The organism is Streptomyces sp. NPDC031132 (assembly GCF_055570595.1).
Genome location: NZ_JBVIGX010000012.1, coordinates 59,149 through 74,970, shown reverse-complemented (window position 1 = coordinate 74,970; position 15,822 = coordinate 59,149). Strand labels below are relative to the sequence as shown.

Sequence of the window (15,822 nt, the reverse complement as noted above, 5' to 3'; positions counted from 1 at the left end):
GACTTGGACTGTCCGGCTCACCGGCCATGCCGATCACACCGTGTCCGTCACCTGCAGCAGCGAGGCCTGCCGCATGCCGGCACGGTCGAAGGACACCATGCCCCTGCGGCGCTTCGCCGCTGAACACGTCAGGGCCCACGCCCGGCTTGCCTCGGTCCGCCCCGACGCTGCCTGCTCCTGCGGGGCCGCGCAGTGCGTGTACCACGAGGCCAGCGTCCAATGCAGCGGACCCACGCTCCTCGTCCTCGTGCACAACCCGGCCGTGGGACAGGTCTGGACTCTGGCCGAGGTGTGCCAGGTCTGCGCCTCGCAGATCCCCCACATCTCCATTCTCGCGCGAGCACAGAGCCTGGCCCGAGCAGGTACGTCGCCGACCGTCGCTGCCGCGCCGCCGGCAGCCCGGTCGGCGGTCCCGGGCGGGTTCTCCTCACCGCAGGCCGCCCCCGAGGAGCCCATGGGCCGCCGTCGGCCCCGCCGTCCCGGGTCACGCCGCGTGGGGTGAAGGGCGCTTGCGTTCCATAGGGCCGAGGTCTTCGTGACTGGCGATGTGGTTTACCGCGGCTGTGAGGTGGCCTGCGGTCTTGGGCTGCGGCACGGTGATGCTCCTATGGATCGTCAAGCCATGGAGGCGTTTGGCGCGCCGTAGGGTGCCCTGATGCGGTACTTGGCAGAGTCGTTCATCCTTGGGTCCTTGCGGCGGGGCCGTCCGGTCGAGCAGTTTCTTGGGCCGTGCGGCTCGTCAGAGCGCCCGGGTGTGCGCTATGTAGAGGTTCGCCCGACGAAGACGTCTTATGAGATCCATCTCCATACCGTCGAGGACGTCGGCAGCGAGAACTTCTTGGATCTGGGCGAGTTTCCTCCCTTGGATCCCGATGACGAGGACGACGAGTTCGGTCGGCTCCTGGGCATGGCCGAGGATCCGTTGACCGCGCTGATCGCTGCCGAACAGCACTCTGGAGCCGAGCGCGGTCGGTGGGTCAACGAGAACGTCGTCCAGGACGAGTACGGCGACTTCGTTCGCGCGGGACGGCCGCACGGGGCTTCCCTTGACAGTCATCCGCGGTCTGTCGTGCCAGACGATCTATGAACCCGGGTGGGTGATCAGGCGGCCCGGAGTTGGTCCCGGTCAGCGTGAGCGAGGTCATCGTCTCGGCGGATCCCGCGTTCGAGGGCGGAGACGGTGGCCGGCCAGACGCCGAAGTGGCCTGCTGCAGCGGTAAGGGTGATGTTCTAGGACTGTGGCAGAGGTCGCAGGTCTGCGATGGCGGGAACGGTGACCGGGGTGGTCAAACACCCGAACACCTCCCGGGCGATGGCTCGCTTCAAGAGCCGGATGGTCTCCTTCTTCGTCCGACCTGCGGCGGTTTGTCGTGCCACGTACTCGTGGGTGCGGGAGTCCGCAGACATGCGGACCAGTGCGATGCGATAGAGGGCGGCGTTGGCTGCTCGGTCGCCGCCTCGTGAGAGGCGGTGCCGGTTGGTTTTGCCGCTGGAGGCGGGGACGGGCGCGGCCCCGCAGAGCGCGGCGCAGGAGGCCGCGGTCCGCATGCGTTCGAAGAAGCGCCGTCCGCAGAACGCCACGGCGAAGATCGGCGCGGCCCCGGGGCTTTGGCGAGTCGACGGCCAAACCCTGCGCGGGCTGCGCGAATTGAACGGGCCGGCTGTGCAACGACGGCATGACCCGGCACGGTATCCCTTCGACGTCCTGCCGGCTCAGCCGACTTGGGCGACTCACTAGACTGCCCCGGCGCGCGGGCGACCGGAGGCCAAACGTATGATCTCGCTTTCTCCCCAGAGCGAAGGTCGAAGAACCAGCGATGCCACCCCGTAAAACCCATGGAAAGTACGCCGGTTGGATCGCCACTGCAGTCGCGGTGGTCCTCTCCGTTCCGGTAATCAGTTCCCCCGCTCAAGCGGCCCCCGGAGACCCGGCGACCGCGTCTTCCTTCAACCTCAAGTCCGGACCGGACCTCAGCGGTCACGTGGCCGATCTGAAAGCGGCGTTGCCCACGCAGGGCGTTCAGGATCTGCTCGACCAGGGAAACCGGGTCGCGCGGACGGGCGCGTCCTGCACCACGGACCCGTTCGGCTCGGGCGACGACGGCAAGGTGCTGGCTCCCGCCAGGAAGCTCTGCTGGGATCCCGGCGACTCCGCCACCGAGGAATGGATACCCCAGGGCATGACGGGTGTCTCGGACGCCCAGGCCGACGAACTGTGGGGCTCCCGCAAGCCACTGGTCACCGCCTGGTACGACAAGGTCGGCAGCAAGGGCGTCCGGCTGTCGTTCCTCGACCCCGAGACCGCGATTCCGGGCGACCCCGACGGCCGCCGGTACCGTCACGTCCTCCTCGTGGAGCCGTACTACAACAGCTTCAACCACATCTCCTACAAGGCCGTCGACGTCCACGCGGGCGGCATCGCCTGGTACAAGTACTACCTCTACGTCGCGGACACCATGAACGGCCTGCGGGTCTTCGACATGCGTTCCATCCTGGACCTCAACCCGGACCAGAACGCATCGGTGGACGACACCACGCTGGACGGCCTGAAGAGCAACGTCCGGGACGAAACCCAGATCGGCCGGCAGAACAACGTCTACTACAGCCACACGTACCGGTATGTGATGCCACAGGTGGCCTCGTACAAATTCGTCAGCGCCCAGGGCAATTCCTCCGCGGGGACCTGTGTGGCCACCGGAGCGCCGAAGGCGTCCTACATCTCCGTCGACCGCAGCGACACCGCCGCTCCTGCTCTGATCATGGGCGAGTACTGCGACTCCGACGACGCGCACCCCGAAAAGGGCCGGATCGGCACACTGCCGATCGACGACGGCACCGGCCTTCTCAAGTCGACCAACGGCGTGGTCAGCGCGACGGGCGCGTTCTACCTGCCCCGCGACCTTACCCAGGGCGCGGCACGCTACGACGGCATGTACTACTTCAACCGCAGTTGGACCACCCATAGCGGCAGCCTGCGCCGGGCGACCGTCTCCGGCGGCCGTCTGGCGGACTACGGCGCCAACATCACCAACGCGGTCGGTCCCGAGGACCTGTCCTTCGAGCACGGGCAGGGCGTGCCGGGCGGCGGTACGCAATACCTCTGGTCGCTGACCGAGCACCGCACGGACACCACGGATCCGACCTGCACGGACCCCGGCTCCCCATGCGGCCGGGTGATCTACGCGCACCGGGTTACCGACATTCTGGCCCGGCCTTAACCGGCGCCTCACCCACCGCCGCGGCCGCCGACACGTAGGCGGCCCCGGCGGTGTCCGGCGAGGGCCGGGCCGCCCTTTCGAGCTGGTCGTCGCCTTCACCGCCGCCAGGCCGGCACACACCCGATGCCGCGCTCACCGCGGGGCACTGCTGCTCCGGCCTGAGCCTGAGGTGGGCAGGATGGCGTCGTCCGGCCTGGCATGGCTGCGTTGGGCATGGCCTGGAGAAGGCCGAGCTCGCCGAGGTGCCGTTGCTGCTCGAGGTCCAGGCGGTTCCGGTTCCGGTCGCGGTGCTGGGTGGCGTGCCGCCGTCCGATGTCCTCGTCGTGCCCGGTGATGCCCGGGGCGACGTCCCGCAGGCTCCTGCCGACGGGCAGGGCCTGCTGCAGGTAGGCGTAGTACCGCTGCCAGTTGACCGTCCAGCCCAGCGCGCCCGAGTTCCAGGCGGTGTCGATGGCGGCCAGTTCGGCGTCATGGACGGCGTCCTGCCAGGGTCCAAGGTCGGCGTGAGGGAACCTAGCGGTTCGGGTAGTAGGCCGGGAAACACACGACGCCGTCCGCGCCGCAGATCTCGGCTTCCGGAATCTGGCGCGAGTGCTTCTCGTAGGAGATCAGGCCCAGCTTGCGGCCCGACGCGAAGGTCACGACAGCGTCATGGACCGGGCCCGCCGCCTCTGGCGTCGCCCCCTTGTAGTCGTAGGGGCCGTGCTCGCCCTCGACGACGGCAAGGAAGACGAACAGGCTGGGCTGCTCGCCCGGCTTCTCGTGGTACGACTCGCCCGTCGTCACCATCAGGACGCCCTTGCGCGGCCAGTTCTCCGGCAGAGGCCCGCACTCGATGCCGGCCAGCCCTTTGCGAACGATCGCGGAGCAGTACGTACGGTCGTCCTTCATCCACAGGAGCTCACCGGCATCCGGGCCATCCCTCCCGATCACCGCTACGAAATCGTCGGACGGCATCTCGTGGGACGGCATCGATTCCATGCTCTTGCGGACCGACGCCAACATCGCTCCGTCGGCGAGCGCGGACCGCGCTGCGCCGACCGGAACGGCCGGCCCCGTGACCGCTTGACCGGGTTCAGCCGATTGCAGCGGGGCCGGGCGGCCGGGCTCTGTCGTCAGCGGGCTACGGCACCCTCCGGATCCGGAGTGGGCGGCGGGTTGTGGCAGGTCACGTCCTTCGCGGGCAGCCGTCCCGTCGACAGGTACGCGTTGACGGGTGTGTTGGCGCAGGCCGTGGGGTTGGAGAGGTACACACCGTGCCCCTCACCCCCCAGCGCCAACACCATCCGCGACCCATTCAGCGCCTGGTGCAGCCCTTGGCCGGTGCCGAGCGGGGTCATCGGATCCCACTCGTTCTGCACGGTCAGGACATCGGCCCGCGTCTTCATGGGCGTGGCGGGCTCCAGCGGCCGTTGCCAGAAGGCGCACGGCTTGATGTTCGACGCGAAGTCCCCGTACAGCGGGTGCTTCACCTTGTCCCGCGCCGCGTCCCGCGCGTACTGCTCCGGATCGCGGGGCCAGTTGTTCGTGTCCCCGCACACCACGGCCCAGTACACGGCGGTGGCGTTGCCGGCGGGAGTGGCGTCCGGACCTTCCGACGCCCCTCCCGCGTCGACGCCCGGTCCGGCGGCCCGCACCCCGCCGAGCGGTGACTGCGCGCCGGGCCGCTTCCTGTCGGCGCCCTTCCCGCTCGCGCCTGGACCGGTGCCACCCGGAGCCGTGCCGCCCGGATCGGTGCCACCCGGCGGCAGGGGCGCCTTGTCGGCCGATGCCTTGATGGACTTGATGACGGCCGAGGCACCGTGGGGATCGAAGAAGAGCGACGGATCGGCCCTGATGTAGTCACCCGTCACTTTCTCCCCGTAGTGGATGAAGGGGGCCCGGTCGGCCCGCTCCACCAGCGCCCAGAAGGTGGCCGAGACCGCCTCGGGCGTGGCGCCGAGCCCATAAGTGTCCGAGCGCTCCGCCGCCCACCGCGTCCACCGCTCGAAGGCGGGCTCGGCTTCGGTCCCCCACGCCTGGATCATGCCGCGCCAGACGCGCCCCGGGTCCACGCCGCTGTCCAGGACGAACCGGTCGGTGCGCTCCGGGAACATCTGGGAGTACACCGCGCCGAGGTACGTCCCGTACGAGTAGCCCAGGTAAGAGATCTTCCGCTCCCCTAGCGCGGCGCGGATGACGTCCATGTCGCGCGCCGTGTTGCGGGTGGTGATGTACGGAATCACATCGCCCGAATGCGCACGGCACTTGTCGGCGATTCCGCGCGCCCAGGACACGTCCGAGGCGAAGGTCTCGGGCCGGTACGCCCCGCCGATGCCCACCTCCACTTCGCTCAGATCACCACAGCCGATCGGGCTGCTCTCGCCGACGCCGCGCGGGTCGAAGCCGACGAGGTCGTAGCGGTCGCGGACGTCCTTGGGCATCGCGGCATTCGTCTGTATCGGCCGGTAGAGACCCGAGGTCCCGGGGCCGCCGGGGTTGAGGAGGAGGACGCCACGCCGCTTGGCGGGGTTCTCGCTCTTCATCCGTGATATGGCGAGGTTCAGGGTGCGCCCTTCAGGACGCTGGTAGTCGAGCGGCACCTTGAGGGTGGCGCACTCGTACGCCTCCGGCCGATCGGGGCTGCAGCGGTGCCAGGCCGGCGTCTGTCGCAGGTACGCGGGGGTCGGGGCGGCGGAGGCCGATGGCGTCGCCAGCCCGGGAGAGGCGGCGGCGAGGAGTCCGGCGGTGGCGAGCAGCCGTGCGAAACGTTTCATGCGCGTGGTCCCGTTCGTCAAGTGAAATCGCTTGCGCCTCGACTGTGTTGGACGGGCAGGTCAGACCGGAACCCTCCCAAGAACGACCTTCCGTCCCCCGTACGTACCACCGGAAATCCGGACACATGGCCGAGATTCATCCCCAAGATCCGCGTATCCGCCGGGGCTTCCGGGACGGACCCGCCCGTCCACTCGTAGTCCCCTCCCCCTCAGGGAGGACAACCGACGACACTTCGCGACAAGAGATCTTGTGGACAGGGTTCGCGGCTGACCGCTTGACCGAGTTCAGCCGATTGCGGAGGCCGCTGTCCCGGCCTGTGACGGGTAGGCCCGCATGGTCAGGAGTCGCGTATGCGCAGGAGCCGTCGGCCGATCGTCACCCTGTGCCGATGCCCTGCGGCGGCATGTGCGCGTGACAGGCCAGCCGCACGCCCGCCGCCGTGCACCGCCGGTTCGAGGCCGCGAACCCTTCCACGCCGAGACCGACAACGGCTGCCCGCCCTCGCCAAGCCACAACATCGCCGGTTCCACCCCCGCCGGGCCCTCGACCAACAGCAGACGCCGCTCATGCGCGCCCAGGTGCTCCACCTTCACCCTGGACGCCGAACCAACCCGGCGCGCCCACGGCCTGCCGGGGTCCTCCACCACCCAGGGCCTGCGCCTAGGCGCCCGACTCCGGTGTCCACCACGGCACCTCGAACACCGTCGGCGTGCACTCCTCGGCCAGCCTGAGCCCCGGTGCCGGACCATCAGGTCGCAGAACGTTGCGTGGCGTGCCGCCCACCGCGCCCGGAATCCCAGGCCGTGGCAGGCCCACGGCGTCGTAGCCCCGCACCCCCACATCCCGCCACACCCGGTAGGAGGAGACCGGCGGCAGCCACTCCATCCGCACGGCACCGGTGTCCCCGCGCGTACGTCGCCGGGCCGCTGCTCGTCCGCCGTCCGGCGCGACAGCTGCGGGCCAACCCTCGGGCGCCTGGCCACCTGCGGGATCGGGCTTGTCGGCACGTGCCCGGCACGCACCGCCCATCGGTAGAAGGCGTCCACCCCTGCCACTTCGCGGTTCCAGGTCGACCCGGCGATGCGCGGCCCGTCGCCGTCCCGTCGCCGTCCCGGCGCCGCCAGGTTAGGTAGGCGAGGTGGTCTTCCTCGGCCGCGTCCCGCCAGCCCTTACAGCGCCGCGACACCCACAGGAATGTCAGGAACGCCACGCGCCGGTCCGACCCACGAGGCATCGCCGCCGCCCGATTTCCTCCTGGTTCGCGGAGACGTAAGAATCTGGCGAGCACATGGCGCACGCTGGAAGGACGTCAATTGACATCGGACATAAGCACGTTTGCCACCCCTTCATCCGAGCGCCCGCCCTCCTCTGTACCCGTCGACTGGGCGGCCGTCGAGGACTGGCTCGGACTGCGGCTGCCGGCTGACTACAAGCGGCTTGCCGACCGGTACGGGCCGCTGGACTTCGGTGAGTACGTGTGGATCCACGTGCCATGCGTCCAGCAGGACCGCTTCGACTACGGCGAGTGGCTGCGCGCGACGCACCGGGAGGCGCGGATCGAGGCGCGGGCGCTGCCCGAGGCCGAGCGGCCTGTGCTCCACCCCGAGCCCGGCGGCCTGTTGGCCTGGGGCTGCACGCGGGGCAGCGACGTACTGTTCTGGGACACCTCGGCCTCCGTCGACCCCGACAAGTGGACCGTGGTGGTGCGGCACTCGGGGGCGGTGCCGGGCAGTGGCCTGCTCCGGTGGCACCGGTACGACCTGACGCTCACCGACTATCTGCGGCACACCGTCCGTGACACCTGGGAGCTCCCTTCTCCTCCCGGCCCGCTGCTGGGCCCGCTGCCGGGCGTCGTCGCGCGGACCGCCTTCCTCCCCGACGCCGAGGCGTGGATCCCGCCCGCGCCGGTCCCGCCTCGGCTCACCGAGGCCGAGCGCCGAATCGCGCTGGAGACCGGCACCGGGCTGGACGGGCTGCGGCTGCTGTCGCCGCCACCCGAGCGGCCGTACCTCGGCAACGGCTCCTGGGAGGGGCTGTTCGCCGAGCTGGGCACCCGGCTGCCCGGGGAGTACGTGCGGCTGATGGACAGGTACGGCGCCGGTATCTGGAGCGGGTGGCTGCGTTTCCACACCCCGCTCCGGACCGGCGAGCGGCGTTTCCTCACGCACGTCGAGGACACAGCCGACGCCTACCGGCAGCTCAAGGACGGCAACGCGGGCTGGTACCCGCTGCCCATGTGGCCCCGGCCCGGCGGCTTCCTCCCCTTCGCCAACTCCATCGACGGCGACTACCTCGGCTGGCTCACCGAGAGCGGGGATCCCGACACCTGGCCGCTGATCGTCTGGCCCCGCCACGCGGACCAGGGACCGCCACTCGAAGGCGGCCTGATCGACACCCTCCTCGCCTGGCAGCGCGGCACGCTGTTCACGCATGGCATCGCCGCCCTGGACGAGGACGACGACCCTGTCGAGGTCGCGGACTTCCGCCCCTGGGACGCCCACGCCTACTGGTGATCCCTCGGCCGGCGATCGCCCGGTTGCCCGTCCGGCCGATGCGCCGGAATCAGTCGTAGCAGGGGCCGCTCATGTCCCCGCAAGGATGAATTCCGTCCTCGCGTACGCGTAAGCGGCTTGCGCGGTGCGCTCCCAACTCACCCTAAAACCGCACCTGTTGATGTATTTGGTGACCTTTCGACATGGGCGTGCAGCGTGAGGTGCACGACGAGGTGCAGGCTGCGGGACGGCTGCGGGTCCTGGTGGCGGCCTGGTGGTCGGCGGCGGGTTCGGGTCTGGTCCCGGCGGCGGATGCGGGGCGGGGCGCTTGGTCGCGGGCGGTGGTGGAGTCCGCCGATGCGGAGGAGGTCCGGGCTGGCTGGCCCGTGCAACCTTCTCCGCTGTCCGTGGGGCGAACATCCGACGACCACGGGACGATTGGCTCTCGGGGGGCTGGCAGCGTCGAGGCGGTAGCCCTGCGTGAACCGATCTCGAGCAGGGGGAAACGGCATGGGGGCGAAGGAGTTTTCGCGACGTGCGGCGATCAGCCGATTGGTGTTCTATGACGTGCTGTCGGTCGGCTTCATCGTGTGGATCTGGAGGGATGACGTCTTCGGCGTGTGGGGCTTCTGACGGTTCTGCGGGCGTCCCGGCCCCCCGCCCACCGGCTCGGAGAGCCGGCACCGCCCGCCGCTGAACGCTTGCGGGTGTCCCCGTTGGTCAGGTGGCGGCGGGGCCGGGCGGCACGTCTGCTCATGGCAGGTAGCGGAGACCTCGCCGTAGTCGCCGTGATCACCGCCTGGGCACGGCCGCCGCGCCGTCTCCGTCAGCCTCCTCGCACTCACCTGCTACGAGCGGAAGGGCGGCGGCGGCCTCGCTGCTGCGCTGCGCACGGGGCGGTACGCGACACTTCCGGCTCGATGCCCCATGGCCGGGCCTCGCCGGCGACGTCGAGGGGCCCAGACCAGCGGTCCGGCTAGGCCGCCGACGAGGACGCCGACGCGCTGGCGGAGCTGGCGGCCGGAGGGTTCAGGGTGTCGGTGCGCCAGCTGACCGTGCCGGGCACGGGGCTGTTGGCGGTGCCGGGGGAGGTGCGGGTGATCGACCGGTGGGCCTCGCTCGCGGCGCTGTGCGGGAGGGCTCGTCGTAGTGGTCCTGAGGTATCCAGTCGCCTCCCCCGGATGGGGGAAGGCGGGTGCCGCCAGCGGGGGATGTGGCCGGTCTGGTGAGCTTCGAGGATGGGATTCCTGCTGGCGGAAGGGGAGTTCGGGTGGAACGGTGGGATCTGGTCGGGCGGAGAGCGGCTTATGGGGCAGCTTTGGCGCTGTCGCCGTACATACTGATCAAGCTTTCGTGGGTGGTCGGCTCCCTCGTGGGTGTGCTGCCGGTCGGCAATGGCTTCGGCCTGGCGGAGTGGGTGGTACTCAACACCGTCACGATCGGCATGGCCGCGGTCGGGATCGCGTTGGCGCTCGCCCTGGTGCGGCCGTGGGGGATGCGGATACCGGGGGTGCTCGTCGCGTTCTGCGCGTGGGTGGGGTCGGGGTTCCTCGTCTCGATCCTGCCGTTCGGCGTTCTCAGCACCCTCCTCGGCGGGGGCGGCGGCCAAGGCGGCGGCGAGGACGCGGCCATGCCGGTCTGGGAAGCCGTACTGGTCCAGTTCAGCTTTCTGGGCATGGGGCTGGGGCTTGCCCTTGCGGTCCCCGCGTACCTGGCGCGCCGCTGGCCGGAAGCGTTCACCGGGCAAGTCGGCGACGGGCCGCGCACGACGCCGCCATGGGCGGCTGCCCTCGGTGCGGCGGTCGGGCTGGTCTGGCTCTACTGGGCGGCTGGCGGCACGATCGGAATCGCGCACCCGGCCGAGCGGGTCACCAACTGGTACGCCCTGGGAGCCATCTCCGCCTTCTGGGCGCTCGCCGCCTCCGCCGCCGTCGGGATCATCGCCCGGGCGCGACCTGCTCCCTTGCCCCGCTGGCTGCCCCTGGTGCTCGGGTGGGTCGGATCGGGTTCGCTGTTCGCGTGGAGCGGCTGGAAGCTGCCCATCACGCTGTACGTGGCGTGGGCGGCCCCGGCCGGCATCAACCCGCCCGAGAACCTCGCCGTCGCGGTGGTGCTGCATCTCGGCGCGGTGGTGGCGGGCGCGGCGATGCTGCGGACACTCGTCCGCAACCGTATCCAGTTCGCCGAGTCCCATGACCAGCCCGATGTCGCCACCCGACTTGAGGTGTGAGCGCCTTGGACCGGCGTGTCATCCGCCCGGCTGGAGGACGCCGTTGACGGTCAGGCGGTACGGGGGCCGTGTGGACCGTCTCGGTGGGTTCGTAGGGTCGACGATCGCGGCGACGGTCTCGGCCGTGTTCCCCACCAGCCGGCGGCATCGGGCCGCGGTCAGTTTGACCTGGTGGGACGCGTCGAGGGTGCGTCGGCCGCCCACGCCCGCTTGTGGCCGCCTGTGTAGGCGACGGGGCGGAGACTGATCCCGGCAATGGTCGTGACCTGGTTCGAGCGGCTTGCGGCGCCTCGCGCGCCACATATGACGCGGCGGCCTTGCCCTACGGGACGTTCCAAGCGGAGATGATGGGCTGCCCGTCTTCGGTGGCCAGGAAGCTGAGAGTGCCCGGATGCGGGTGGCCGAGCAGTCGGCTCGCGGACGCGTCGAGCCCGAGCCAGCGCACGGTGAGCACACGCGCCAGATGGCCGTGCGCAACCACGGCGACGTCGCCGTCGCTCAGCAGCGGACGGATGCGGTCCAGCACCGCGTCCGTGCGCGTGGCCACCTGCGCGAGCTGTTCGCCGGGGTGGTCGGCGTCACCGGGAATGACGCCGTCGCGCCACAGGTCCCAGCCCGGCCTCGCCTCGCGGATCTGCCCGGCGGTCAGGCCTTCGTAGCCGCCGTAGTCCCACTCCAACAGGTCTGGATCAGGCTTGGCGCCGGTCAGGCCGGCCAGCTCGGCCGTCCGCATGGCGCGGCTCAGCGGACTGCTGAACACGGCGACCAGACGGCGGTGCGCCAGCCTCGGAGTAAGGGCCCTGGCCGCAGCCTCACCCACGTCGGTCAGCGGAACGTCGGTCCGTCCAGCGTGCTGGCCTGACAGGCTCCACTCGGTCTGGCCGTGCCTGATCACTATCAGCTCACCCATAGCCGCTCACGCTATCTGATCTTGTGGCATCGCGAGAGGATTCCCCCGCCCTCGTCACCTCCGTCAGCCCTGCATCCTCCGCCGAGGACTCACCACTTGAGCTGACTTCTTAGGCGGAGGGCGCGCCGATGTTCTGCATGATCTCCACCTGCGAGCCGCGGGTGTCGGCGAAGCAGATTGCCTCGACGCCGCGCTCGCCGGTGATGTCGCTGCCTTCCCCGAGCACCCGTACGGACGCGAGGAACGCCCGGTGCACGCGCCGGTTGTTGACGTCGATGCCGTTTGGTGAACTCGCGCAGCACCTCGCGGCGCTTGGTGACGAGGTGGTCGCCGCACAGCCATGCGGACCAGACGCGGTCCGGGGGTACGTGCGGCCGGCCTCCGGTTCGTACAGCCCTACGTCGATCGACGACTTCGGCAGCGCCTCCGCGCGCGCCAGGGCCTCGTCGGACGACTCGGTGAGGTACAGCTCCGCGGCCGTCTCCGGCAGCTTGTCCGCGAACGCGCGTCCCTCCTCCACCCTCTGGTGGAACGTCATGACGGTGCACCGGCGTGGGTCGTGCCCGGCGGCGTGCTCCAGGAGCGCGGTCTGCAGGAGCGCCAGGCGCCGGCCCCGAAGCGCCTCCTCCGACAGCCCGAGACGGGGGAGGGGTTCGCGGATCTCGAGTACGTCGATCTCGGACCCGGCGAGGCCCCCTCGATCGCCTCACTCAGGCCGAGCTCGGCGAGCCACGCGTCGTACGTGCCGTCCGGGTCGTTGGCCATGCTCGCGATCTCTGCCTCCTGGCCCTGGGCGCCCGTCTGTGGCCGGGCCGCGGCCAGGACGTGAGGCGTCGCGGTGAGGTAGAGCCGGAAGTCTGCCGGGATGCGGGTGTTGTCGTGGATCTCAGCCCGGGGCCGGCCGAGGTCGCCGGCGGTGCCGTGGGCCTCGTCGACGATGGCGAGGTCGGAAGCCGTCCACCTTCTGTCCGTAGAGCCGCTCTCCGCCGGACAGGGCGGCTTCCAGGGGCCCGCGAACCTTCTGGTGGCTGTCGGGTCCGCCGATTGTTCTCGCGGTCGACGAGGGAGGCGTGCGTGGCGAGGACGATGACGGGCCCTGTCCCGGCCCGCAGGGCGAGCTGGATCGGGTTGGTGGTGGTGCGCACGCCCAGCTCGATCAGCACGGCGTCGTTCTCCAGCGCGCACTCTGCGACCACCGGGGCCCGACGGCCGACGAGGCGCCACGCCTGAGCTATCTGCGCGAGGAGATCGAGGGTCGGGACGTTGACGAGGGTCCGGCCGCCGGGGAAGCAGTCCAGGGCCTCGAGGCGGCCGTGATCGTCTTGCCGGATCCGGACGCGGGCACGATCGTGCCCCGCGCACCCTGAGCGGGTACGGACACCTTGCAGGGAATCCAACCCAATTTCCGGAACGCCGACTTCTGGTCGACTTGATGCTCCCCGAGCTGAATGACAGTCATAATGCCGATTTCTAAGACGAGATGGCACTGATGGGATGAGGGGGGCGGGGGCGCGAGCAGAGAATCCGGGCTGCCCTATGCTCGCTACGTGATCCGCCCTCTTTCAGGTCCTCCTACGTGGAAGCACCTCCTTGCCTCCCTCACGCTCACCCTGCTGATATCGGTCGGCTGGTACGGACTGCAGCCGGTCTATCCCAGCTGCGTCTTCTTCTCCTTTGACGAGTCGCTCAGTCCGCAGCAGGCTCATCAGCAAGCGATCGACAACGGGCAATGCGACCCGGGTTACTCCCGCTGGAAAACGTGGATCTAACGAGCTCGTGCATGGCTCTACATCGCCTACGACTTCGGGCATGAGTATGGGCCGGTGCCTGCCATCTTGATCGAACAGCACGCTGCGGAACCTGAACTGAGGAGCCACCACCGCTTCGGCTTCTTCGCGGAGGCCAATTCGGAGGTCAGTGAGCTGCGGTTCTCGGCAGGTGTGACTATCACCTCGGCCGGGTGCATCGTTGAAGCCATGGCGGATGTCGGCCTTGCACGACCCCTGGGAGAGTTCGGCGGCGATGTCCGCACCCTCTATTTTGAGCGGATCGATCAACTTTCCCTCACGGACGCCCTGAGCCGTTTGGAGGAGCAGGTCACGGCGCTCTGCACATTGGGCGATGTCCCGAATCGCCTGGATTGGTTGAAGGCCGGCGGCCGGCCGCCACGGCTGCTGCGCCTGAGCCGGTTGCGGGTCTGGTCGGCCCACTCGGGGATGGTGGGGCGATGCCGCGCCGCCTGAGCCAGGTGCGGATCGCCCTCGAGCTGTAGCCCTTGTCGCCGAGGACGTTGGCGGGTCGAACCCGCGGCCGTTCCAGTCAGATTCGGGGCTCCCGGATCGCTTCCATCACCGTAATGAACCGAGTGCAGTCAGTCGGTGTCCCGCCTCTAGACGACGAAGCCAGCGGGCGACCCAGAGCATCGCAGACCAGGTGGATCTTGCTGGTCAGGCCACCTCGGGATTGTCCGAGCGCAGGGTCGCGGAGCCCCTTGTTTGAGCCCCGGCGGCATGCCGGTGGGCTCGGACGATCCTGGAGTCGACCGAAACCAGACCATTGACGTCGCCCGCCGCGTCTGCCTTGGTTTGGGCAGTCCGAAGCATCCGCTCGAACGTGCCGTCCGCCTGCGGTCGTCCAGTCGCTTTCGCCCCCGCAACGATGAGGGCAGCAGCGGCTGAACGAATACCGGTGGTGCAGCCGGAAGGGGATGCTGCGAGGCGGAGGGCGTGGAGCGGGGTAAGCCTGAAGGGCTGGGTGTGGGGGCGCCGACGAGGATGAGGCCGAGGGATTAAGAGAGCGTCGTGCCGGCCGGAGAGGAGCGGCCGACGCCGCCAGGGCAGCGGGGGCGGTGAGGAGCACGGTGCTGGTGCCGAGAGCGAGTGCGGTCAACCCTTTTGATCTCAATGACTTGCTTCCTGAGCGCAGTGATGACGCCTGGCATCGCAGCGTTAGTGCGTCAGTTCGAGGAATAGGGCAGAGTAGGCAGTGTGTGAAAGATCGTCAACGAACCCAGGCAGGCGACAAGTGAAGCGATTACGGGCATGGGTAGGCGCGGCAGTCCTGACGATTCCGCTGTTCATGTCACTCGGAGTGGAGGAAGTGCAGGCCGCTCCGCTTACGGATGTGCCGTTGCCGCTACAAAGTGGCGCCGACCAGTTGGTTCGGCCTGGAGAGCAGGTCGGCGTCTCGGTAAGCCTGCAGGACGCCGTCGGCAACGGCGACAGGGTCTTCTCCGAGGCGTTCACGGCGGATGGCCGGATGATGATGAACGATCCGCACGTGACCGCGGTCATGACGATCTCCTGCACCGCTGCGCCCGGGTCCTACGAGGTGCGCATCGGATCAGGTGGGGACCGGAACCCCTCCGAGGTCACGCGGCTCTGGGGGAGTGTCCGGGTGGCTCCGGCTGAGGAGACGGAGCGTGCGGCGTGCGCGAGGCGAGTCTCCGAGCTGCCGCCTGAGTCCGAGGAGGAGCGCTGGCCTGCGGATGTGGAGTGGCCCGCGAGCCCATGGGACGTGCGGTCGGTGCGGGCTGGCGGGGAGATGACGGCCACCGATGGCCTGGAGATGGGCGGCGACGGAGGCGTCACGTTGACCTCGTCGGTGTTCACACGACCAGTGGTCATGTACGGAGCGAGGAGGGCCTCCGCGGTCGTCCGCATCAGGTGCGACGCGAAGCCGGGTCTCTACACCGTGGTCTGGCGAGAGAAGGGGACGCCGTCAAAGGTCTGGGCCCGACTGCGGGTAGAACCCGCAGCCCCTGACTGCCACGACCCTGCCCCTGCGCTGGCCGACAATTTCAAGCGCACAGCCTCCTGGTTGGCGGCAGGCGTCTGTGCTGCCGCGCTTGCAGTAGGGGTACATGCCCTGAAGCGGAGGCGGCGTGCTCATCCTCCCCTGTGATGGTGAAGCGTGGCTGCGCGCTCTGGAAACGAGTGGTAGATGCGGACCTGATCGACCAGGGCCTGCCGGTGCCCAGCAGGCACAACGCCGGCTTCGCCCCCTACAAGACCGAGCCGGCCGCCTACGCCCCTGCCCTCGCACGCTGAACGACGCCGAACGACGCCGACGGCCCGGTGGCCGCCGCCGGGGAGTCCCGCCCCACGTCTGCCACGTCTGCCCGCCCCGACTGGAACCGGAGGCGTGAGCCGGGACGTTGAGAGCGTCGCCGTCGCCGTCGCCGTCGCCGTCGCCGGCCCGGCCGCCGGGGCTGTC

Annotated in this window: 12 protein-coding genes and 2 pseudogenes; 7 read left to right on the top strand and 7 right to left on the bottom strand. The window is 69.7% G+C overall.

The genetic code is table 11. The annotated features are described in order from the left end of the window. Positions 1–33: 33 nt before the first annotated feature. The 3 genes and pseudogenes from ACZ49B_RS19820 to ACZ49B_RS19810 form a co-directional block, all read right to left on the bottom strand. Positions 34–234 (bottom strand): hypothetical protein, encoded by a 201-nt coding sequence (locus ACZ49B_RS19820; protein ID WP_468307452.1) that lies wholly within the window; start codon positions 232–234, stop codon positions 34–36. A gap of 505 nt (positions 235–739) precedes the next feature. Continuing rightward, the gene (locus ACZ49B_RS19815; protein WP_468307450.1) at positions 740–1,057 is read right to left on the bottom strand and encodes a hypothetical protein; all 318 of its coding nucleotides are present in this window, start codon (positions 1,055–1,057) and stop codon (positions 740–742) included. Between the two features lie 173 nt (positions 1,058–1,230). After that, a pseudogene (locus tag ACZ49B_RS19810) lies at positions 1,231–1,599 on the bottom strand (transposase); the annotation flags it as partial. Between the two features lie 383 nt (positions 1,600–1,982). Between ACZ49B_RS19810 and ACZ49B_RS19805 the strand changes: the two are divergent. Then, on the top strand, positions 1,983–3,218 hold the full coding sequence (locus ACZ49B_RS19805; RefSeq protein WP_468307448.1) for a hypothetical protein: 1,236 nt from the start codon (positions 1,983–1,985) through the stop codon (positions 3,216–3,218). A gap of 513 nt (positions 3,219–3,731) precedes the next feature. Here ACZ49B_RS19805 and ACZ49B_RS19800 read toward each other — a convergent pair. Then, complete coding sequence (locus ACZ49B_RS19800) at positions 3,732–4,190, bottom strand: hypothetical protein (RefSeq protein WP_468307447.1); 459 nt, start codon at positions 4,188–4,190, stop codon at positions 3,732–3,734. 143 nt (positions 4,191–4,333) lie between these two features. After that, entirely contained in the window at positions 4,334–5,974 is a 1,641-nt protein-coding gene (locus ACZ49B_RS19795; RefSeq protein ID WP_468307444.1) for an alpha/beta hydrolase, read from the bottom strand. A gap of 1,314 nt (positions 5,975–7,288) precedes the next feature. Between ACZ49B_RS19795 and ACZ49B_RS19790 the strand changes: the two genes are divergently transcribed. The 3 genes from ACZ49B_RS19790 (at position 7,289) to ACZ49B_RS19780 (ending at position 10,697) form a co-directional block, all read left to right on the top strand. Further along, entirely contained in the window at positions 7,289–8,488 is a 1,200-nt protein-coding gene (locus ACZ49B_RS19790) for an SMI1/KNR4 family protein (protein ID WP_468307442.1), read from the top strand. Positions 8,489–8,977: 489 nt separating this feature from the next. Next, on the top strand, positions 8,978–9,100 hold the full coding sequence (locus ACZ49B_RS19785) for a hypothetical protein (protein ID WP_468307439.1): 123 nt from the start codon (positions 8,978–8,980) through the stop codon (positions 9,098–9,100). Between the two features lie 637 nt (positions 9,101–9,737). Then, positions 9,738–10,697: a hypothetical protein gene (locus ACZ49B_RS19780; protein ID WP_468307436.1), complete on the top strand. Its 960-nt coding sequence runs from the start codon at positions 9,738–9,740 to the stop codon at positions 10,695–10,697. 322 nt (positions 10,698–11,019) lie between these two features. Here ACZ49B_RS19780 and ACZ49B_RS19775 read toward each other — a convergent pair whose 3' ends face one another. After that, a complete protein-coding gene (locus tag ACZ49B_RS19775; RefSeq protein WP_468307434.1) occupies positions 11,020–11,607 on the bottom strand; it encodes a histidine phosphatase family protein in 588 nt (195 codons plus the stop codon). A 124-nt stretch (positions 11,608–11,731) separates the two neighbouring features. Then, positions 11,732–13,066: pseudogene (locus tag ACZ49B_RS19770) on the bottom strand (DEAD/DEAH box helicase family protein); the annotation flags it as partial. Between the two features lie 364 nt (positions 13,067–13,430). On the opposite strand from ACZ49B_RS19770, the gene ACZ49B_RS19765 reads away from it, so the two are divergent. From ACZ49B_RS19765 to ACZ49B_RS19755, 3 genes are all read left to right on the top strand, one after another. Beyond that, positions 13,431–13,850 (top strand): hypothetical protein, encoded by a 420-nt coding sequence (locus ACZ49B_RS19765; protein ID WP_468307431.1) that lies wholly within the window; start codon positions 13,431–13,433, stop codon positions 13,848–13,850. 835 nt (positions 13,851–14,685) lie between these two features. Beyond that, entirely contained in the window at positions 14,686–15,510 is an 825-nt protein-coding gene (locus ACZ49B_RS19760; protein ID WP_468307430.1) for a hypothetical protein, read from the top strand. Further along, a complete protein-coding gene (locus ACZ49B_RS19755) occupies positions 15,510–15,656 on the top strand; it encodes a hypothetical protein (protein ID WP_468307427.1) in 147 nt (48 codons plus the stop codon). Before ACZ49B_RS19760 ends, ACZ49B_RS19755 begins: the two co-directional genes overlap by 1 nt. The last annotated feature ends 166 nt before the right edge of the window (positions 15,657–15,822 follow it).

What these genes read in the sequence shown, in the direction of transcription:
- ACZ49B_RS19760 (WP_468307430.1), top strand. Translation starts at nt 14,686, where the DNA reads ATGTCACTCGGAGTGGAGGAAGTGCAGGCCGCTCCGCTTACGGATGTG.
- ACZ49B_RS19775 (WP_468307434.1), bottom strand. Translation starts at nt 11,607, where the DNA reads ATGGGTGAGCTGATAGTGATCAGGCACGGCCAGACCGAGTGGAGCCTG.
- ACZ49B_RS19815 (WP_468307450.1), bottom strand. Translation starts at nt 1,057, where the DNA reads ATGACTGTCAAGGGAAGCCCCGTGCGGCCGTCCCGCGCGAACGAAGTC.
- ACZ49B_RS19800 (WP_468307447.1), bottom strand. Translation starts at nt 4,190, where the DNA reads ATGCCGTCCCACGAGATGCCGTCCGACGATTTCGTAGCGGTGATCGGG.
- ACZ49B_RS19755 (WP_468307427.1), top strand. Translation starts at nt 15,510, where the DNA reads ATGGTGAAGCGTGGCTGCGCGCTCTGGAAACGAGTGGTAGATGCGGAC.
- ACZ49B_RS19795 (WP_468307444.1), bottom strand. Translation starts at nt 5,974, where the DNA reads ATGAAACGTTTCGCACGGCTGCTCGCCACCGCCGGACTCCTCGCCGCC.
- ACZ49B_RS19785 (WP_468307439.1), top strand. Translation starts at nt 8,978, where the DNA reads ATGGGGGCGAAGGAGTTTTCGCGACGTGCGGCGATCAGCCGATTGGTG.